Annotated in this window: 14 protein-coding genes and 2 pseudogenes; 7 read left to right on the top strand and 9 right to left on the bottom strand. The window is 71.2% G+C overall.

Annotation, left to right across the window (positions count from 1 at the left end):
* Nucleotides 1-26 precede the first annotated feature (26 nt).
* Both TNCT6_RS21565 and TNCT6_RS21560 read left to right on the top strand, forming a co-directional pair.
* A complete protein-coding gene (locus tag TNCT6_RS21565; protein WP_141361163.1) occupies nucleotides 27-1,760 on the top strand; it encodes an ABC transporter ATP-binding protein in 1,734 nt (577 codons plus the stop codon).
* Nucleotides 1,760-3,688: an ABC transporter ATP-binding protein gene (locus tag TNCT6_RS21560; protein ID WP_141361161.1), complete on the top strand. Its 1,929-nt coding sequence runs from the start codon at nucleotides 1,760-1,762 to the stop codon at nucleotides 3,686-3,688. Before TNCT6_RS21565 ends, TNCT6_RS21560 begins: the two co-directional genes overlap by 1 nt.
* Nucleotides 3,689-3,740: 52 nt before the next feature.
* On the opposite strand, the pseudogene TNCT6_RS21555 reads toward TNCT6_RS21560, so the two are convergent.
* From TNCT6_RS21555 to TNCT6_RS21540, 4 genes and pseudogenes are all read right to left on the bottom strand, one after another.
* Nucleotides 3,741-4,947: pseudogene (locus TNCT6_RS21555) on the bottom strand (RNA polymerase sigma factor).
* Between the two features lie 167 nt (nucleotides 4,948-5,114).
* Nucleotides 5,115-7,025: a DNA primase gene (gene dnaG, locus TNCT6_RS21550; protein WP_141361157.1), complete on the bottom strand. Its 1,911-nt coding sequence runs from the start codon at nucleotides 7,023-7,025 to the stop codon at nucleotides 5,115-5,117.
* Nucleotides 7,026-7,064: 39 nt separating this feature from the next.
* Nucleotides 7,065-8,330, bottom strand: a complete 1,266-nt coding sequence (locus TNCT6_RS21545; RefSeq protein WP_141361155.1) for an NAD(P)/FAD-dependent oxidoreductase — start codon at nucleotides 8,328-8,330, stop codon at nucleotides 7,065-7,067.
* Between the two features lie 194 nt (nucleotides 8,331-8,524).
* Nucleotides 8,525-9,871 (bottom strand): deoxyguanosinetriphosphate triphosphohydrolase, encoded by a 1,347-nt coding sequence (locus tag TNCT6_RS21540; protein ID WP_141361153.1) that lies wholly within the window; start codon nucleotides 9,869-9,871, stop codon nucleotides 8,525-8,527.
* 287 nt (nucleotides 9,872-10,158) lie between these two features.
* Between TNCT6_RS21540 and TNCT6_RS21535 the strand changes: the two genes are divergently transcribed.
* Nucleotides 10,159-10,872 (top strand): vancomycin high temperature exclusion protein, encoded by a 714-nt coding sequence (locus TNCT6_RS21535; protein WP_141361151.1) that lies wholly within the window; start codon nucleotides 10,159-10,161, stop codon nucleotides 10,870-10,872.
* Nucleotides 10,873-11,037: 165 nt separating this feature from the next.
* Here TNCT6_RS21535 and TNCT6_RS21530 read toward each other — a convergent pair whose 3' ends face one another.
* The gene (locus tag TNCT6_RS21530; RefSeq protein WP_253266187.1) at nucleotides 11,038-11,499 is read right to left on the bottom strand and encodes a gamma-glutamylcyclotransferase family protein; all 462 of its coding nucleotides are present in this window, start codon (nucleotides 11,497-11,499) and stop codon (nucleotides 11,038-11,040) included.
* Between the two features lie 133 nt (nucleotides 11,500-11,632).
* Here TNCT6_RS21530 and TNCT6_RS21525 point away from each other — a divergent pair, with 133 nt between their 5' ends.
* Nucleotides 11,633-13,276 carry a M4 family metallopeptidase gene (locus TNCT6_RS21525; protein WP_141361147.1) on the top strand — a complete coding sequence of 548 codons (1,644 nt, stop codon included), beginning with the start codon at nucleotides 11,633-11,635 and terminating at the stop codon, nucleotides 13,274-13,276.
* 220 nt (nucleotides 13,277-13,496) lie between these two features.
* Nucleotides 13,497-13,883, top strand: a complete 387-nt coding sequence (locus TNCT6_RS21520) for a hypothetical protein (RefSeq protein WP_141361145.1) — start codon at nucleotides 13,497-13,499, stop codon at nucleotides 13,881-13,883.
* A gap of 56 nt (nucleotides 13,884-13,939) precedes the next feature.
* Here TNCT6_RS21520 and TNCT6_RS21515 read toward each other — a convergent pair whose 3' ends face one another.
* A complete protein-coding gene (locus tag TNCT6_RS21515) occupies nucleotides 13,940-14,344 on the bottom strand; it encodes a nuclear transport factor 2 family protein (protein ID WP_141361143.1) in 405 nt (134 codons plus the stop codon).
* A gap of 446 nt (nucleotides 14,345-14,790) precedes the next feature.
* On the opposite strand from TNCT6_RS21515, the gene TNCT6_RS21510 reads away from it, so the two are divergent.
* Both TNCT6_RS21510 and TNCT6_RS21505 read left to right on the top strand, forming a co-directional pair.
* Nucleotides 14,791-15,324: a hypothetical protein gene (locus TNCT6_RS21510; protein WP_373996195.1), complete on the top strand. Its 534-nt coding sequence runs from the start codon at nucleotides 14,791-14,793 to the stop codon at nucleotides 15,322-15,324.
* 171 nt (nucleotides 15,325-15,495) lie between these two features.
* On the top strand, nucleotides 15,496-16,113 hold the full coding sequence (locus TNCT6_RS21505; protein WP_141361142.1) for a class F sortase: 618 nt from the start codon (nucleotides 15,496-15,498) through the stop codon (nucleotides 16,111-16,113).
* 37 nt (nucleotides 16,114-16,150) lie between these two features.
* Here the strand turns inward: TNCT6_RS21505 and TNCT6_RS21500 are convergent, their stop codons facing one another.
* From TNCT6_RS21500 to TNCT6_RS21490, 3 genes and pseudogenes are all read right to left on the bottom strand, one after another.
* Nucleotides 16,151-17,107 (bottom strand): IS481 family transposase, encoded by a 957-nt coding sequence (locus TNCT6_RS21500; protein ID WP_141361140.1) that lies wholly within the window; start codon nucleotides 17,105-17,107, stop codon nucleotides 16,151-16,153.
* 164 nt (nucleotides 17,108-17,271) lie between these two features.
* Nucleotides 17,272-18,054, bottom strand: a complete 783-nt coding sequence (locus TNCT6_RS21495; protein WP_141361138.1) for a TSUP family transporter — start codon at nucleotides 18,052-18,054, stop codon at nucleotides 17,272-17,274.
* 140 nt (nucleotides 18,055-18,194) lie between these two features.
* A pseudogene (locus tag TNCT6_RS21490) lies at nucleotides 18,195-19,122 on the bottom strand (oxidoreductase).
* Nucleotides 19,123-19,387: the final 265 nt, after the last annotated feature.

Below are 19,387 nucleotides of genomic sequence, written 5' to 3'. Positions count from 1 at the left end.
CCACCGCCGACTCCGAGAGACCCAGCGTGCTCCTACGACTCCTGCGGACCTATCTCAGGCCCTACAAGAAACCCATAGCCCTCCTGGTGCTGCTGCAGTTCCTGCAGACCTGCGCCACGCTCTACCTGCCCACCCTGAACGCCCACATCATCGACAACGGTGTGGTGAAGGGTGACACCGGTTACATCCTGACGTTCGGCGCCGTGATGATCGGCATGTCGCTCGCTCAGGTCGTGTGCAACATCGGCGCCGTCTACTACGGTGCCCGCACCGCCTCGGCACTCGGCCGGGACGTACGGGCGGCGGTGTTCGACCGTGTGCAGTCCTTCTCGGCCCGCGAGGTCGGCGGCTTCGGGGCGCCCTCCCTCATCACCCGCACGACGAACGACGTGCAGCAGGTCCAGATGCTGGCCCTGATGACGTTCACCCTGATGGTGTCGGCGCCCATCATGTGTGTGGGCGGTGTCGTCCTGGCCCTCGGCCTGGACGTGCCGCTGTCCGCGGTGCTGGTCGCCGTCGTCCCCGTGCTCGGCATCAGCGTGACCCTGATCGTGCGCCGGCTGCGTCCGCTGTTCCGGTCCATGCAGACCCGCCTGGACACCGTCAACCGGGTGCTGCGCGAGCAGATCACCGGCAACCGCGTGATCCGCGCCTTCGTCCGCGACGAGTACGAGAAGGACCGCTTCCGCGGGGCCAACGGGGACCTGACGGAGATGTCGCTGGCCACCGGCCGGCTGCTCGCGCTGATGTTCCCGATCGTGATGACGGTGGTGAACCTGTCGTCCATCGCCGTGGTGTGGTTCGGCGCCCACCGCATCGACAGCGGCGGGATGCAGATCGGCGACCTGACCGCGTTCCTCGCCTATCTGATGCAGATCGTGATGTCGGTCATGATGGCCACCTTCATGTTCATGATGGTGCCGCGCGCGGAGGTGTGCGCCGAGCGCATCCAGGAGGTGCTGGACACCGAGTCCAGCGTCGTGCCGCCCGTCGCGCCCGTGACCGAGCTGCGCCGCCACGGCCATCTGGAGATCCGCGGCGCCGGCTTCCGCTACCCGGGCGCCGAGGAGCCCGTCCTGAGGGCCATCGACCTGCTCGCCCGCCCCGGCGAGGTGACCGCCGTCATCGGCTCGACCGGCAGCGGCAAGTCCACCCTGCTCGGCCTGGTGCCCCGGCTGTTCGACGCGACCGACGGGGAGGTCCTCGTCGACGGCGTGGACGTACGCACCGTGGAGCCGGAGCTGCTCGCCAGGACGGTCGGCCTGGTGCCGCAGAAGCCGTACCTGTTCGCGGGCACGGTGGCGACCAACCTGCGCTACGGCAACCCGGACGCCACCGACGAGGAGCTGTGGCACGCGCTGGAGGTGGCGCAGGCCAAGGACTTCGTCAGCAAGCTGGAGAGCGGCCTGGACGCGCCGATCGCCCAGGGCGGCACCAACGTCTCCGGCGGCCAGCGCCAGCGCCTGGCCATCGCCCGCACCCTGGTGCAGCGCCCGGAGATCTACCTCTTCGACGACTCCTTCTCGGCCCTCGACTACGCCACCGACGCGGCCCTGCGGGCGGCGCTGGGGCACGAGACCTCCGAGGCGACCGTCGTCATCGTCGCTCAGCGCGTGGCGACCATCCGCGATGCCGACCGGATCGTCGTCCTGGACGAGGGGCGGGTCGTCGGCACCGGCCGCCACCGCGAACTGATGGCGGACAACGAGACCTACCGGGAGATCGTGCTCTCCCAGCTGACGGAAGCGGAGGCTGCCTGATGGCCGGGCCGATGGGGCGGATGATGTCCGGGGCCGGGCCCGACAACCGCTCGATGGATTTCAAGACGTCGGGCAAGCGGCTCATCACCCAGTTCAGACCCGAACGGATCACGATCGCCGCACTGGTGCTGTGCGTGGTCGTGAGCGTCACGCTCAGCGTGATCGGGCCGAAGATCCTCGGCAAGGCCACCGACCTGGTCTTCGCGGGCATCGTCGGCCGGCAGATGCCGGCCGGGGCGACCAAGGACGAGGTCCTCGCCTCCATGCGGGAGCGCGGCGAGGGCTCGATCGCCGACATGCTGAAGAGCGCCGACTTCACGCCCGGCAAGGGCATCGACTTCGGTGCCGTCGGCGAGGTCCTGCTGTTCGCGCTGGGTACGTTCCTGGTGGCCGGCCTGCTGATGGCGGTGGCGACGCGGCTGGTGAACCGTTCGGTGAACCGGACCATGTTCCGGATGCGCGAGGACGTGCAGACGAAGCTGTCGCGGCTGCCGCTGTCGTACTTCGACAAGCGCCAGCGCGGCGAGGTGCTCTCCCGCGCCACCAACGACATCGACAACATCGGGCAGACCCTGAACCAGTCGATGGGCCAGCTGATCAACTCGATGCTGACCATCATCGGCGTGCTCGTCATGATGTTCTACGTCTCCTGGATCCTGGCGCTGGTCGCACTGGTGACCGTGCCGCTGTCGTTCGTCGTCGCCACGCGCGTGGGCAAGCGGTCGCAGCCGCACTTCGTGCAGCAGTGGCGCTCGACGGGCCGGCTCAACGCGCACATCGAGGAGATGTACACCGGGCACACCCTGGTGAAGGTGTTCGGGCGGCAGGAGGAGTCGGCGAAGCAGTTCGCCGAGCAGAACGAGGCGCTGTACGAGGCCGGGTTCAAGGCGCAGTTCAACAGCGGCGTCATGCAGCCGCTGATGATGTTCGTCTCGAACATCAACTACGTGCTGGTGGCCGTCGTCGGCGGTCTCCGGGTCGCGTCGGGCACGCTGTCCATCGGCGACGTGCAGGCCTTCATCCAGTACTCGCGGCAGTTCTCGATGCCGCTGACCCAGGTGGCGTCGATGGCGAACCTGGTGCAGTCCGGCGTCGCCTCGGCCGAGCGCGTCTTCGAACTGCTGGACGCCGAGGAGCAGACGGCGGATCCGGTGCCGGGCGTGCGGCCGGAGGAGCTGCGCGGGCAGGTCGCGCTGGAGCACGTGTCGTTCCGCTACGACCCCGACAAGCCGCTCATCGAGGACCTCTCGCTGACGGTGGAGCCGGGCCACACGGTCGCGATCGTCGGCCCGACCGGCGCGGGCAAGACCACGCTGGTCAACCTGCTCATGCGGTTCTACGACGTCACCGGCGGGCGCATCACGCTCGACGGCATCGACATCGGGAAGATGTCGCGTGACGAACTGCGGTCCGGGATCGGCATGGTGCTCCAGGACACCTGGCTGTTCGGCGGCACCATCGCGGAGAACATCGCCTACGGCGCCTCCCGCGAGGTCACCCGCGGCGAGATCGAGGAGGCGGCGCGGGCCGCGCACGCCGACCGGTTCGTCCGTACGCTGCCCGACGGCTACGACACCGTGATCGACGACGAGGGCTCCGGGGTGAGCGCCGGTGAGAAGCAGCTCATCACCATCGCGCGGGCGTTCCTGTCCGACCCGGTGATCCTCGTCCTGGACGAGGCGACCAGCTCGGTCGACACCCGTACCGAGGTGCTGATCCAGAAGGCGATGGCCAAACTCCAGCACGGCAGGACGTCGTTCGTCATCGCGCACCGGCTCTCCACGATCCGGGACGCGGACACCATCCTCGTCATGGAGAACGGCTCCATCGTCGAGCAGGGCGCCCACGACGAGCTGCTGACGGCCGACGGGGCGTACGCGCGCCTGTACAAGGCGCAGTTCGCGCAGGCGGTCGCCGAGGTGGACTGACCGTCGGTGCTTCTGCCAGGGGCCGCTCGCCCGGGGTGAGCGGCCCCTGGGGTCAGTCCAGGTAGCCGCGGAGCTGGTCGGCGAAGGCGTGGTCGCGCAGCTTGTTGAGGGTCTTGGACTCGATCTGACGGATCCGCTCCCGCGTCACGCCGAAGAGGCGCCCTATCTCCTCCAGCGTGCGCGGGCGCCCGTCGACGAGCCCGTACCGCAGCTGCACGACCTTGCGCTCGCGCTCCCCCAGCGTGGACAGCACGGCCTCCAGGTGCTCGCGCAGCAGCAGGAACGCCGCCGACTCCACGGGCGAGGCGGCGTCGCCGTCCTCGATCAGGTCGCCGAGGGCGACCTCGTCCTCCTCGCCGACCGGGGCGTGCAGGGAGACCGGCTCCTGGGCGAGCCGCAGGACCTCGCTCACCCGCTCGGGCGGCAGGTCGAGGTGGGCGGCGACCTCCTCGGGGGCCGGCTCGTAGCCCCGCTCCTGGAGCATCCGCCGCTGCACCCGTACGACCCGGTTGATGAGTTCGACGACGTGCACGGGCACACGGATGGTGCGGGCCTGGTCGGCCAGGGCGCGGGACATGGCCTGGCGGATCCACCAGGTGGCGTAGGTGGAGAACTTGTAGCCGCGGGCGTAGTCGAACTTCTCCACGGCCCGGATGAGCCCGAGGTTGCCCTCCTGCACGAGGTCGAGCATGGTGAGCCCCCGGCCGACGTACCGCTTCGCCACGGACACCACGAGCCGCAGGTTGGCCTCGATGAGCCGGCGCTTGGCCATCCGGCCGAGGACGACGATCCGGTCCAGGTCCAGAGCGAGCCGGCTGTCCAGGTCCGGAGTGGTGGTCAGTTTCTCCTCCGCGAACAGGCCGGCCTCCACACGCCGGGCCAGTTCGACCTCCTCGGCCGCGGTGAGCAGCGGGATCCGGCCGATCTCCCGCAGGTACTGGCGGAACAGGTCGGAGGAGGGGCTGCCGCTCTCGGTGCGGGCGGGAACCGGCTCGGGGACCTCGGACGGGGCCTCCGGCTCCGCCTCGGGGTGGTGCGCGCCCCGGCCCTGCGGGGGTACGGCCGGGACGGCGTCGGCCTCCCCCATGTCCGGGTCCGGTCCGGTGAGGCCCGGGCCGGTGGCGATGTCGGTCTGGGTGAGGGTCTGGGTCTGCACGGGGGCGACCTCCAGGATGATCGCTGCTGAGGTGTGCGGCAGCGGTACGAGAGGGGGCGGAGTCGGCGGCCTCGCCGCCGTCCGTCCCGTACGCGAGGAGCACAGCCGCTCAGGTGTGGGACCCGTGGGGGACTCAGCGCTCCGAGGACTCAGGCAACCGGACCCAGTGTGGGGTACGACACATCGCCGCCACGAGGGGCGTGCGATGACTTTTTGCGTCCGGTCCGTGACCGGCCGGTCACTCGGACCCTCCGACGGTCGGGCCGATGCTCACAGCGCCGCCGTGCCGCGCTCCCGCAGAGCCTGGTCGTACTGCTGGAGGATCCACAACTCGTTCTGAGCAGAGGCCAGTTGGGCGGGGTCGCCGCCGGTGCCGAGGCGGGCGACCGTGCTCTGGAGATCGCGGATGCGGCGTTCGACCGCACGGCGGCGGACCGTCACCAGCTGGGCACCCGCGTAGGCGTCGTCGACCTCCCGGCGGAGCAGGATCGCCTCCACCGCCAGCTCGGTGACCATCGCGCGGACCGTGTCGTCCGGGGCGGCCTCGCGGACGCGGGCCAGGTACTCCTGCGGGTCGCCCACGCCGTACTCGGCGCCGCCCGCGTCCAGGACCGCCTGACGTACGGCGGCGTAGGGCGGGGCGGTGAACTCGTCCACGCCGTAGGCATCGAAGGCCGGTGAGACCAGCTCCGGGCGCTGCAGGGCGAGTTTGAGCAGTTCGCGCTCGGTGGCGAAGACCGGGTTGCGCAGGTTGAGCGCCGGGCCACGGGACGCGGGACGCGTCGGGGCGTACTCCTGCTGCGGGCCCCGCTGCCGCTGGTCCGGCGCCGGGCCGCGGCCGCCGCGCTCGCGTGCCCAGCGGGCCAGCTGGGCCACCCGCTTGACCACGAACTGGGTGTCGAGGATGCCGAGCAGTCCGGCGAGCTGCACCGCGACCTCGTGCTGGGCGCCGCTGTTCTTGATCCGGGCGACGACCGGCGCGGCCTCGTCCAGGGCGGCGGCGCGGCCGGCCGGGGTGTCGAGGTCGTAGCGGGCCACGATCTGGCGCAGCGCGAACTCGAAGAGCGGGGTGCGCGGTTCGACCAGGTCGGAGACCGCCTCGTCGCCCTTGGCCAGGCGCAGGTCGCAGGGGTCCATGCCGTCCGGCGCGATGGCGATGTAGGTCTCGGCGGCGAACTTCTGGTCGTCCTCGAAGGCCCGCAGGGCCGCCTTCTGCCCCGCCGCGTCGCCGTCGAAGGTGAAGATCACACGCGCCGAGCCGTTGTCCATCAGCAGCCGGCGCAGGATCTTGATGTGGTCGCCGCCGAACGCCGTGCCGCAGGTGGCGATGGCGATCGGCACGCCGGCCAGGTGGCAGGCCATGACGTCGGTGTAGCCCTCGACCACCACCGCGCGGGAGGTCTTCGCGATCTCCTTCTTCGCCAGGTCGATCCCGTACAGCACCTGGGACTTCTTGTAGATCGCCGTGTCGGGGGTGTTGAGGTACTTCGGCCCGTTGTCCGCCTCGTACAGCTTGCGCGCGCCGAAGCCCACCACGTCGCCGCCGATGTCGCGGATCGGCCACATCAGCCGGCCCCGGAAGCGGTCGATGGGCCCGCGGCGGCCCTCCTGGGCGAGGCCGGAGAGGATCAGCTCCTTGTCGCTGAAGCCCTTGCCGCGCAGAAAGCGGGTGAGATGGTCCCAGCCCTGGGGGCTGTAGCCGACGCCGAAGTGGACGGCGGCGCCCTGGTCGAAGCCGCGCTCGGCGAGGAAGACCCGACCGGTCTCGGCCTCGGCGGAGGTCGCGAGCTGTTCGGCGTACCAGTCGGCGGCCAGCTTGTGCGCCTCCACCAGGCGGATGCGCTCGCCACGCTGGTGGGCGGGGTTGTACCCGCCCTCCTCGTAGCGCAGGGTGATGCCGGCCTGGGCGGCCAGCCGCTCGACCACCTCCGAGAAGGAGAGGTGGTCGATCTTCATCACGAACGTGATGGTGTCGCCGCCCTCCTGGCAGCCGAAGCAGTGGAAGAGCCCCTTGCTCGGACTGACCTGGAAGGACGGCGACTTCTCGTCGTGGAACGGGCACAGGCCCTTGAGGTTGCCCCCGCCCGCGTTCCGCAGCTGGAGGTACTCGGACACCACGGCGTCGATCGGGACCGCGTCCCGTACCGCCTTCACGTCCTCGTCGTTGATCCGTCCTGCCACGCCAGAAGTCTACGGTGGTCCGCCCAGGCTCCCGTCCGGCTACGGGACCAGGCTGTCCAGCGGCACGTGCGGGTCCGCGAGCGCCTCCGTGTCCACGTGTGCCTTCGTGCGGATCAGGCGCTGGATCGGGTCCGTGACGTCCCACACGTTCACGTTCATCCCGGCCAGGACGCGGCCCTCCTTCACCCAGAACGCGATGAACTCGCGTTTTCCGGCGTCCCCGCGGATCACCACCTCGTCGTACGAGCCGGGGGGTGCCCAGCCGCTGTACTCCATGCCCAGGTCGTACTGGTCGGTGAAGAAGTAGGGCACGCGGTCGTACACGGCCTCCTGGCCGAGCATCGCGCGGGCCGCGGCCGGGCCGCCGTTGAGCGCGTTGGCCCAGTGCTCCACCCGCAGCCGGGTGCCGAACAGTCCGTGCGGGAAGGAGGCCACGTCGCCGGCCGCGTAGATGTCCGGGTCGGACGTGCGCAGCCGCTCGTCCACCTTGATGCCGCCGCCGTGGGCGCGGTCGACCAGTTCCAGGCCCGCCGACTCCGCCAGGGCGAGGCGCGGCGCGGCGCCGATCGCGGCGAGCACGTCGTGGCAGGGGTGCTCCTCGCCGTCGTCGGTCCGGACGGCGAGCACCATGCCGTCCTGCCCGACGATCTCGGTCAGCCGGGCGCCGAAGTGGAAGCGGACGCCGTGCTCGCGGTGCAGGTCGGCGAAGAGCTGGCCCAGCTCGGGGCCGAGCGCGCCGTGCAGCGGGGTGGCGGCCGGCTCGACGACGGTGACCTCGGCGCCGTACTCGCGGGCCGCCGCCGCGACCTCCAGGCCGATCCAGCCGGCGCCCGCGATGACGAGGTGGCCGTTGTTCCGGCCGAGATGGGTCAGGACGTGCTTGAGGCGCTCGGCGTGGGCGAGGCGGCGCAGGTGGTGGACGCCGGCGAGGTCGGTGCCGGGGATGTCCAGGCGGCGCGGTTCGGCGCCGGTGGCCAGCAGCAGCTTGTCGTAGCGCACATGGGTGCCGTCGTCGCCGTAGTGGACGGTCCTGGCGGCGCGGTCGATCGCGACGACCGTCTGGCCGAGGTGCAGCTCGATGTCGTTCTGCGCGTACCAGGCGGGCTCGTGCACGAAGACGCTGTCGCGCTCCTCCTTGCCGAGCAGGTAGCCCTTGGACAGCGGCGGCCGCTCGTAGGGGTGGTCGCGCTCGTCGCACACGAGGATCACGCGGCCGCTGAAGCCCTCCGCGCGCAGGGTCTCAGCCGCCTTCGCGCCGGCGAGACCTCCTCCGACGATGACGAATGTCTGATCCGCGTCGACCACTTGATGCCTCCTCGTAAGGGTGCCGCCACATGGGAGCGTCCCGCACGGAGCGTGGTGCGGGAAGGGGGAGTGGCCCGATCAGGCCACGCAGGGTCACCTGGGGACCCGGTCGGGGTCACTGGGTTCACTCGGGTCCCACCCGTACCACGGGTGTCCTTAAACCTGCTGTCAATGTCATGCGCGCTCTCCCGAAGTCATGCGTGCCCTCTCAGGCGCGCGTGGAGCGAACGGGCCGAGGCGTCGGTGAGGGAGGCGATCTGGTCGACGAGCACGCGCTTGCGCGCACGGTCGTCGGCGGCCTGGTCGAACAGGGCGCGGAACTGGGGGTCGAGGCCGTGGGGGGCGCGGGCGGTCAGTGCCTCGGCCAGCTCGGCCACCACGATCCGCTGGTCGGCGCGCAGCCGCTCCTGCTCGGCGCGCTGCATGACGTACCGGTCGGCGACGGCCTTGAGGACCGCGCACTCCATTCGGGTGGTCCGGGGGACGACGAGCTCCGCGCCGTAGCGCGTGAGACCGCCGCTGCCGTACGCCTGCCGGGTGGCGCCCTCGGCGGCCAGGCAGAAGCGGCCGATGAGCTGGCTGGTGGCGTCCTTCAGGCGGGCCTGGGCGACGGCCGATCCGTCGTATCCGTGCGGCCACCACTCCTGGTCCAGGAGGCGGTCGAGGGCCTCGGCGAGTTCCTCGGGGTCGGTGCCGGCCGGGACGTAGCGGCCGACGGCGACCGCGAACACCTCCTGCCGCTCGGGTTCGGCGTGCAGGCAGCCCGGGTCGATGTGGCCGGCGTGCAGCCCGTCCTCCACGTCGTGCACCGAGTACGCCACGTCGTCCGCCCAGTCCATGACCTGGGCCTCGAAGCAGGTGCGGGCGCCGGGCGCGTCCTTGCGCACCCAGTCGAAGACCGGTCTGTCGTCCTCGTAGACACCGAACTTGGGCGAGGCCGGGTCGGTGGGGTGGGCGCCGCGCGGCCAGGGGTACTTGGTGGCGGCGTCGAGGGCGGCGCGGGTGAGGTTGAGGCCGACGCTGACGAGTTCGTCCGTGGCGGCGTCGACGACGAACCGCTTGGGCTCGATGCGGGTGAGCAGGCGCAGGGACTGGGCGTTGCCCTCGAAACCGCCGCAGTCCCGCGCGAACTCGTTCAGCGCCTGTTCGCCGTTGTGCCCGAAGGGCGGGTGGCCCAGGTCGTGGGAGAGGCAGGCCGCCTCCACCAGGTCGGGGTCGCAGCCGAGGGCGGCGCCCAGCTCACGGCCGACCTGGGCGCATTCGAGCGAGTGGGTGAGCCGGGTGCGGGGACTGGCGTCCCAGGCCTGACCATACTCGCCGGGTGTGACCACCTGGGTCTTTCCGGCCAGCCGTCTGAGGGCCGCGGAGTGCAGTACGCGCGCGCGGTCGCGCTGGAAGGCGGTACGCCCCGGCCGCTTGTCCGGCTCGGCGGCCCACCGCTCGACGGCCGGCGCCTCGTAGCCGGCGGGCGGCACGTGGTTCTCGGGCGGCCGGGGGGTGTGCTCGCGCGGCCGGGCTGCTTCGGATGCGGTCCCTTCCATGATTCGACAGTAAGCGCAGGTACCGACAATCGGGATGTCACCGTCCGTCTCCGGTGCGCGACGGTGTGCGTGTCCCGCCCGCCGGGCCGTGGCGGGCGCGGGCCCCTGCCCGGACTCCGCCGGCTGTTGTCCGCTCTGTCTGCCGTACCCGCCGTACCCGCCGTACCCGCCGTACCCGCCGTACCCGCCGTCACGAGAATGGGGGCAGGGGCGGGTGAACCGGGGTGGCGTGCGCCGCGTCCTTGCTGATCGAGGGCCGTGGGGCCGCCTGGGGAGGGGACTGACCGATGCGCCTGACGCATACGCCGCGCCTGCCGCGCCGACCGTCGTGGACACGTCCGCGCCTGCCGCGCACCCGTGCCGGGCGGCGGCTGCTGGTGCGGGCGGTGATGGCCGGGTGCGTACTGGCCCTGCTCCCGGCGACCTGGATGTACGTCGTGGCCGGCGACCGGCTGCGCACCACGGCGGACGCGCCGCGCACCGACGTGGCCGTGGTCTTCGGCGCGGGCCTGTGGGACGGGGAGCCGTCGCCGTACCTGGCGCACCGGCTGGACGCGGCGGCGAAGCTGTACCACGAGGGCCGGGTCAAGGTCCTCCTGGTGACCGGCGACAACAGCCGCGAGGACTACGACGAGCCGGACGCGATGCGCACGTACCTGACCAAGCGGGGCGTGCCCGGTGTCCGGATCGTGAGCGACTACGCCGGCTTCGACACCTGGAGCTCCTGCGTCCGCGCGAAGAAGATCTTCGGCGTGGACCGGGCGGTCCTGGTCACCCAGGGGTTCCACGTCCGGCGGGCGGTCGCCCTGTGCGACGCGGCGGGCATCGACTCCTACGGTGTCGGCGTCGACGCCAAGCACGACGTCACCTGGTACTACGGCGGCACCCGCGAGGTGTTCGCGGCCGGCAAGGCGGCCCTGGAGGCGGTGTTCCAGCCCGACCCGAAGTTCCTGGGCCGCACGGAGCACGGGGTGGCCAGGGCCCTGGCCGACGCCGGGTAGGGCCCGCCGCAGGGCGGGCGGACGCGGCAGGGCGGAGCGCGTGTCGGCCGGCGGTGAACCGGCCGGTGCCGAGACGGACTTCCCGCACGCCATGCTCCTGCCCGCGGCAGGCGGTCTTCGCACCCGGAAGGCCGCCGACCCGGCCCCCGGCCGCGTCGCCGCCCGTCAGACCCGGTGCCGCGCGTGCCGCGTTCGCCAGTCCCCGCCCTCGATGCGCACGCCCTCGGTGCGCAGTTGGCGGGTGACGGACGGTCCGGCGACGTAGACCCAGGCGCGTACGGTCGCTCCGTCGGTCTCGCGGACCACCTCGCGCTCGATGCGCTCGTAGAGGCTGCGCGGGTCGCCGGCCACGTATCCCTCCAGCCGGTCCAGGGCGGTGAGCACCTCGCCGTACTCGTCCGGCCGGGCGGCGACGAGGTCGCCCCGCACCAGCCCGCCGGGTTCCTCCACGGCGTAGGGATAGCCGGGTCCGTCGTAGAGCACCACGCCGGACAGCCGAGCGGGCTCCTCGGAGCGGGTGCGGCCGCGCAGGAACAGGCCGTGGTTGCCCTCGCCGGGGCGCAGGGTGCCGTAGACGAAGAACGGAAGCGGTGCGGGCGGCGGCGTCGGAGCAGTCGAAGTCGTCACGGAAACGATTCTCTCCCCCCACACACCCATTCTGTGGACGCTATGGACATGACATGTCATGAGCACTTAAATCTTCTGGCAACGCCAGCGCAACCCCCAAGCGCCCACTGGGCGCCCGCGCTCAAGGAGACCGATGAGTCGGACACGGCACATCCGAGCTTCCCGCCTTGCCACGGCCGGTGTGGCCGCCACCACCGCCACCCTGCTGGCCACCGCCCTCTCCCCCGCCGCGCACGCGGAGGGCAGACCCGACCGGGCGGCCGCGATCCACAACGCCACGTCGGCGCTCGTGAACCACTCCACGGCCCTGGGCCTCACCTCCGCCGAGGCCACCACCGTACGGGACGTGATCGTCGACAAGGACGGCGCGCAACACGTCCGCTACGACCGCACGTACCACCAACTGCCCGTGCTGGGAGGTGACTTCATCGTCCATCTGGCTGCCGACGGCAGCTACCGCGGCGCCGACCGGGCCTCGAAGGGCACGGTCTCCCTCGCGAGCACCACGCCCGGACTCCCCGCCCCGACGGCGGCCGACCTCGCGGTGAACGCGCTGCGCGCGGAGAACCAGGACACGAAGCTGCAACAGGTCAAGGCCAAGCCGGAGTTGATCGTCGACGCCCTGCACGGCGCCCCGCGCCTGGCCTGGCGCACCAACGCGGTCGGGCTGGACTCGCTCGGCAACCCGGTGGCCCGTACGGTGCTGACCGACGCCCGCACGGGCGCGCAGATCGACGCCTGGGACAGCATCGAGACGGCGACAGGCGACGGCCAGTCGCTCTACAGCGGAACGGTGCCCCTGGAGACCACGCTCTCGGGCTCGACGTACCAGCTCAAGGACCCGACGCGGGGCAACACGTACACGGGCGACGCGGAGAACAAGACCGACCTGTGCATCTTCGGCATCTGCTTCCAGCGCGCCCCCGCCACGCTGTTCACGGACGCCGACAACCACTGGGGCACGGGCACGACCGCGGACCGCGCGACGGCGGCGGTCGACGCGCAGTACGGCACCAACGAGACCTGGGACTACTACAAGAACGTCCACGGCCGCAACGGCATCGCGGGCGACGGCAAGGGCTCGTACAACCGCGTCCACTACGGCAGCAACTACAACAACGCCTTCTGGGACGACAGTTGCTTCTGCATGACGTACGGCGACGGTGACGGCACCACGTTCGGCCCGCTGGTCGCCCTCGACGTGGCCGGCCACGAGATGAGCCACGGCGTGACGTCGAAGACGGCGGCACTGACGTACTCGGGCGAGTCCGGCGGTCTGAACGAGGCCACCTCGGACATCCTGGGCACGCTGGTGGAGTGGTACGCCGACAACCCCTCGGACCCCGGGGACTACCTGATCGGCGAGAAGATCGTCCGCTCCGGCTTCGGCAAGTCGGCCCTGCGCTACATGGACAAGCCGTCCAAGGACGGCAGTTCGGCCGACTGCTGGAGCAGTTCGGTGGGCAACCTCGACGTCCACTACTCCTCCGGCGTCGCCAACCACTTCGCCTACCTGCTCGCCGAGGGCAGCGGCGCCAGGACCGTCAACGGCGTCGCCTACGACTCCCCCACCTGCAACAACTCCTCGGTGACGGGCATCGGCCGCGACAAGCTCGGCAAGATCTGGTACCGGGCCCTGACGGTCTACATGACGTCCTCCACGAAGTACGCGGGCGCGAGGACGGCGACCCTGAACGCCGCCAAGGACCTCTACGGCGCCGGCAGCACCGAGTACAACGCGGTGGCAGCGGCCTGGAGCGCGACCAACGTGAACTGACCGCCCCGTCCCCAAGCACTACGGCCGCCCCCGCCTTCCCGGCCGGGGCGGCCGCAGTACGCCCAGCTCCACGGGACAACCGCCTGAACGGCCTTCCGGCCGGCCGTGTGAGAAGGTCCGGCCTGTGATCAACCAGACTGAAGACCCCGGCCGCGAGCTCGTACTCCTCGGCGGTTTGAGCCCTGCGGACGTCACACTTGTCCACCGCGAGGCTCTTCGCGTGCTGCGTTCCACGCTCGACACGGCCCACCTCGACGCCTACAGCGACGACGCCTGGCCACCCGCGGTACTGCACTCGTACGAACGCGCGCTGTCCCTGGCCCGGCAGGCGGTGGCGGACGGCGCTCGCTCCCGGCGCCACGATCCCGGGATGGGGATCGACATCGACGTCCGCGACGACGAACAGTTCGCGGTGCTCTCGGACTTGGCCCCCTGCACGATCAACGCCGAAGGCCGGCGGGGGGACCGGCCTGTCTTCAGCACCAGTGACTCGGGAACGTCCCTGTGGATCACCGTCACACGGGAACAAGAGGAAGAGCTTCTGGTCCGGTTGAACGGGCTGGGAATTCCGTCGACCGCGCTTGCCGTCCGACGACGTGAACGCTGAGGCACCTCCGGGCAGCACGTCAATGGCGGACCTTGCCATGCAGGTCCGGCAACGGGTCAGGCCCTGGTGATGTTCCTGCCCGGCATCGGCTCCGCGAGTGCCGTCCGCCATTCGGGTGCGCCGAAGGCGTCCGCGAAGTACTGCGTCTCGTGCACCACTTGTCCGTGGGCGAACTCCATGATGCTCACCGAGTAGGTGGGCACCCCGTCGTAGGTGATGACACACTCGCTCACCCACAGAGCCCCGCCGCCGGTGATCCGGTGGACGGTGAAGTGCCGACTGGCGGGGTGCCCGCCGCGTTGCGCCGAGATCGTCGCGCGGCCCCGGAACCGTTCACCCGACTGGGGGTAGTCGAGGATCGCGTCCGCGGCGTAGATGGCGTGCTCGGCTTCGGTGTCCCCACGTTCCGACGCCAGCCAGTGTTCCTCGATCGCGGCCCTGGTCCAGATGTCAGGAGCCATCGCATCGTCCCTTCCTCGGGCGGCCGGAGCGATCCGGGTACCCGGGAACGCTTCGAGGCGTACTCCCAGGGCGCTCGGCCGTCGAACGTCATGGGCAACGGTGGCAGCGTAGACCGCCCGACGCGACGACTCGGGGACCCTGCGCGTGGCGCTGGGAGCCAGGGGTCCACGACGCCCGTGGGCGGCACCCGTTCACCCCCACGCGCCGCGCCCTTCCGGGTGGTCTCCGACATGCCGTCAGGAGATCGGCCCTGACCTGCGGAAACGTTGACCGCGGGGCGGTCCGGGGCGGTGGTCCGGCCACCCGTTCGCCGCATTTCTGACGGACCTTCAGCAAGCGGGAGCGGCGCCGGGCCACTTACCTCGTCAGGGCAGGGGCACGGCCGACGGCGGCACACCCGGGTGTCGCGGGCCGTGGCCCCACCGCAGAGCCCGGAGGAGCACCGATGCGACGTATCGCCCGCCGGCCGGCCAGGGCCATGGCCGGGGCCGTGCTCACCGCGGCCGCCGTGGGCGGTCTGGCCGCGCCCGCGTACGCCGCGGCCGGTGGCCGCCTGGAGGTGAATCCGTACGCGGTCCAGCCGGGCGGTCAGGTCACGGTGAACACCACGGGGTGCGGCAAGAAGGCGTCCGCGGCGGGTGACGCCAGCGCGGTCGGCGCGGGTCCCTTCATGCTGGCGCCCAGCACGCGCGAGGGCGAGGCGGTCGGGCGGTTCCGGGTTCCGGACAGCGCGCAGCCGGGGACGTACGAGATCGTCGCGCAGTGCGCCGAGGGCGACCAGGAGGTCAGGGGCGACCTGGTCGTCACGCTGATGGCCGCGCAGGAGCAGGTGGAACCCCGGGGAAGCATGAAGACAGGGGTCGGCGGCGCGCAGGACCGCGACCCCGTGAAGACCGCGGCCGGTGTGGCGGCTCTCGCCGTCGCCGCCGCGGGCGGTACCTGGCTCCTGCATCGCCGGGCGAGAGGCGACGGGATCTGACGGACACCCTCCGCTGTCCGTCCGCCGGTACCGCATGCCCCCGCCCCCTTCCGGGTGCGACGCCCCTCGCGGCCCGGAGGGGGGTGCGGGGCACCGAGTCCGGGAGGGATCCTGAGGGGCCGAAAGGGGGGCCGGAAGGAATCCCGCGGGGTTCCGAGAGGGGTCGTCCGTATGCGCATAGGCAACACCGCGATAGCGACCGTCACCGTGGTCGCCTTCTGCTCCGGCGCCTGGCTGCTGCACAGCGGCGCCGAGTCGCACGCCCCGCCCCAGCCCGGTGCGGCGGAGGGCGTGCTCGACCCCGGTGAGGAAGCCCGCGCCGTCCCCGCGCTGCCGCCGTCCCCACCCCTGCGCATCCGCATCCCCTCCATCCGGATCGACGCCCCCCTGACCGGCCTCGCCCTGACGAAGTCCGGCAGCCTCGAAGCCCCTCCCGCCGACAACAAGAACCTGGCCGGCTGGTACGAGGCCGGCACCACCCCCGGCGAGCGGGGCACCGCGATCGTCGCCGGCCATGTCGACAACGCCCGGGGGCCGGCCGTCTTCTACAACCTCGGCGCTCTGAAGAAGGGCAGCACCATCGAGGTGGACCGCCGGGACGGCGGGGTCGCCGTCTTCACCGTGGACGCCATCGAGGTCTACGAGACCAAGGACTTCCCCGACGAGAAGGTCTACGGCGCCGCCAAGCGCCCGGAACTGCGCGTCATCACCTGCGGCGGCGGCTACTCGAAGACCACCGGCTACCAGGGCAACGTGGTGGTCTTCGCCCACCTGACCGGCAGCCGCTGAACCCGGCACCAGGCGCCGAACAGTGCCTGTCGGGGCACTAGGTGTATTGACCCGGAGCGTTGTTGACGCGGCTGATCGGTGGGTGGCCGCCGAGTGCGGTGTGGCAGCGGTGGTGGTTGTAGGTGTGGAGGAAGTCTGCCAGGGCTTCGGTTCGCTCGCGGTTGCTGGTGTAGGGCCGCAGGTAGGCCCATTCGTCGAGCAGGGTGCGGTTGAAGCGTTCGACCTTGCCGTTGGTCTGCGGCCGGTAGACGCGTGTGTGTTTGCCGGCCGCGCCCAGGTCGGCAAGTGCCTGTCGCCAGGCGAAGCTCTTGCGGTAGGGCCAAGCGTTGTCGGTCAGAACCCGTTCGATGCGGGTCATGCCGTGGGCGTGGAAGAACGCGGCTGCGCGGGTGAGGAAGGCGGCGCAGGTGGCGGCCTTTTCGTCCGGGTGGATCTCGCTGTAGGCCAGGCGGCTGTGGTCGTCGACGGCGGAGTGGACGTAGTCGTAGCCCATGCTGTTGCGGGTGGTGCGGCCGGCCTGGCGGCCCAGCACCCTGTGACCGCCGCCGTCGGGGATTCGGCCGAGTTTCTTGACGTCGACATGGAGCAGCTCGCCGGGTCGGTCGCGTTCATAGCGGCGGATGACCTGGCCGGTGGGCCGGTCCAGGAAGGCGAGTCGGTTCAGGCCGTGCCGGGTCAGGATGCGGTGCACGGTGGAGGCGGGCATGCCCAGGATCGGTCCGATGCGTGCCGGGCCCAGCTTGCGATCCCGCCGCAGCCTGCAGACGGCCGCCTCGGTGGTGGCTGCGGTCCGGTGTGGTGTCCTGCGGGGACGACTGGAGCGGTCGAGGAGTCCGCTCTCGCCCTCGGACCGCCAGCGCCGGATCCACTTGTGGGCGGTGGGGCGGGAGACACCCATCTCCGCAGCGACGTGGGCGACAGGACGGCCGGAACGGACACGTTCGACGAGCAGCCGCCTGCCGTGAACAGTCAGCCGGGCATTACGGTGGGACACGAAGGCCTCCGTGCGGTGAAGATTCGACACCTCCACCACACACGGAGGCCTTCGCCACGATCAAGACCAGATCGCGTTAACAACGCTCGTGGTCAATACAACTAGGGCCTCTCGTTTGGATCATGCCGGGCTCGCGGGGTCCGGCCTGATCCAAACGAAAGACCCTAGGCCACCCACTGCTGGTAGGCCATGTTCGCCACCAGCGCGAACACCACCGTCAGCAGCACGATCCGGACGAAGCCGCTGCCCTTCTTCAGCGCGGTGTGCGCGCCCAGGGCACCGCCCCCCAGGTTGAACACCGCCAGGACGGCCGCCAGTTGCCACAGGATCGCGCCCTGCCAGGCGAAGGTGGCCAGGGCGCCCGCGTTGGTGCAGCAGTTGACGATCTTGGCGGTGGCGGAGGCGGTCACCAGGTCCAGGTGGAGTACGGCGGTCAGCGCCAGGACGAGGAACGTGCCGGTGCCGGGGCCGATGAGGCCGTCGTAGAAGCCGATGCCGAGGCCCGCGAGGCCGATCGCCGCGAGGATCCGGCGGCGGGTGGCCGGGCCGGGCGCCGGGGCGGTGCCGAACGAGGGACGCAGGATCACGAAGGTTCCCACCCCGAGCAGCACCACCATGATCACCGGCTTGAGCACCTCGGTGCTCATCCCGGCCGCGAAGAACGCTCCGGCGGAAGAGCCGGCGAGCGCGGCCAGCCCGATGCGGACGGCGGTGCGGACGTCCACGGGGGCCCGGCGGACGTAGGTCACGGCCGCGCCGGTGGTGCCGACGATGGCGACCGCCTTGTTGGTGCCGAGCGCGGCCGCGGCCGAGGTGCCGCCGGGCAGTCCCAGCAGCAGCGCCGGCAGCAGCAGGAGTCCGCCCCCGCCGACCACGGCGTCGATCCACCCGGCCGCGAACGCGGCGAGGCACAGGAGGACGACCACGGTCAGCGATATGTCGGGCATGATCGCGACCCTAGGCAGGGATCCGTGCCCGGTCCACGTATCTGAGGGACTTTTGAGGTCCGAGGGGCATGTGAGGTGCGGCCGGGTCAGTCCTTCAGGACGCCCCAGTACCTCAGGACGTCCCAGTACCTCAGGACGCCTCAGCCCTTCAGCGCGCCGTACGACACCCCGGTGAGCCGCTCGGACGCCTCCCAGAGCAGCCGGCCGCCCCTGTCGTCGAGGGTCCAGGGCGCCCGCCAGGACGGGGCCGGGGCACCGCGCCACAGGGCGAAGGACGGGCCGTGGAAGGAGTCGGGGCACACTCCGGGTGCGGTGGCCGCGTACAGCGTGGGCAGGGCGCCCGCCTCGGCCCGCTGGGCGAGGACCCGGTTGCCGGCCTCCATGAGCCGTTCGGCCGTCCTGGCGGCCCTCCGCCCGGGGTCCCGCGGTCTGAAGGTTGGTGGCGGCGTAGCCGGGGTGGGCGGCGGCCGCGACCACGTCGGACCCGGTGGCCGCGAGCCTGCGCGCCAGCTCGTGCGTAAAGAGCAGGTTCGCGGTCTTGGAACGGGCGTAGGCGATCCAACGCCGGTAGCGGCGCTCGCTGTTGAGGTCGTGCAGATCGACGTTGGCCAGCACGTGCATCATGCTGGAGACGGTCACGACGCGGGCGCCCGGCGTGTCGAGCAGCCTGGGCAGCAGCAGCCCGGTGAGGGCGAAGTGCCCCAGGTGGTTGACCCCGAACTGGGTCTCGAACCCGTCCGCCGTCGTCCCGTACGGCGGCGCCATCACCCCGGCGTTGTCGACGAGCAGATCGAGCCGCTCGTACGGGTACGCGTCCGCGAACTCCCGTACGGATAACAGGTCTCCGAGATCCAGTCGCGCGAACTCGACCTCCGCTCCAGGTACTTCACGCGTCACCCGATCGGCCGCCGCACTCCCCCGCGCCTCGCTCCGGCACGCCAGCACCACCCGGGCGCCCCTGCGCGCCAGTTCCCGCGCGGTGACGAGACCGAGCCCGCTGTTGGCCCCGGTGACGACGGCCGTACGGCGGCTCTGGTCGGGTATGTCGTGCGTGTTCCAGCCCGGCATGGACGGCTCCCTGGTGACGGTGGGACGGCGGACACCTGAGATCCAACGTAGGAGAGGGGCGGCATCCCCGCACGGGGTGCAAGACCAACCCCGTGAACAGGGGACTCGGGGTCCGCCCCTCACAGGGCACTCTCAGGGCACATCGCTCAGCGCGGCCTCCATCATGTCGGCAGTCCGGTCTTCCTCCGCCTCCCACAATTGCGTGTGGACGTTCAGCGTGATCGACGGCTTAGAGGTTGTCTCACGTGGCACGTTTCGCGAGCTT

Origin of the sequence: Streptomyces sp. 6-11-2, from assembly GCF_006540305.1 — a bacterium.
In the GTDB taxonomy this organism is placed as follows: domain Bacteria; phylum Actinomycetota; class Actinomycetes; order Streptomycetales; family Streptomycetaceae; genus Streptomyces.
Note: the sequence above shows the minus strand (reverse complement) of the source record. Positions and strands in the feature narration are given on the sequence as shown.

What these genes read in the sequence shown, in the direction of transcription:
- TNCT6_RS21515 (WP_141361143.1), bottom strand. Translation starts at nt 14,344, where the DNA reads ATGGCTCCTGACATCTGGACCAGGGCCGCGATCGAGGAACACTGGCTG.
- TNCT6_RS21495 (WP_141361138.1), bottom strand. Translation starts at nt 18,054, where the DNA reads ATGCCCGACATATCGCTGACCGTGGTCGTCCTCCTGTGCCTCGCCGCG.
- TNCT6_RS21540 (WP_141361153.1), bottom strand. Translation starts at nt 9,871, where the DNA reads ATGGAAGGGACCGCATCCGAAGCAGCCCGGCCGCGCGAGCACACCCCC.
- TNCT6_RS21535 (WP_141361151.1), top strand. Translation starts at nt 10,159, where the DNA reads ATGCGCCTGACGCATACGCCGCGCCTGCCGCGCCGACCGTCGTGGACA.
- TNCT6_RS21510 (WP_373996195.1), top strand. Translation starts at nt 14,791, where the DNA reads ATGCGACGTATCGCCCGCCGGCCGGCCAGGGCCATGGCCGGGGCCGTG.
- TNCT6_RS21525 (WP_141361147.1), top strand. Translation starts at nt 11,633, where the DNA reads ATGAGTCGGACACGGCACATCCGAGCTTCCCGCCTTGCCACGGCCGGT.
- TNCT6_RS21560 (WP_141361161.1), top strand. Translation starts at nt 1,760, where the DNA reads ATGGCCGGGCCGATGGGGCGGATGATGTCCGGGGCCGGGCCCGACAAC.
- TNCT6_RS21505 (WP_141361142.1), top strand. Translation starts at nt 15,496, where the DNA reads ATGCGCATAGGCAACACCGCGATAGCGACCGTCACCGTGGTCGCCTTC.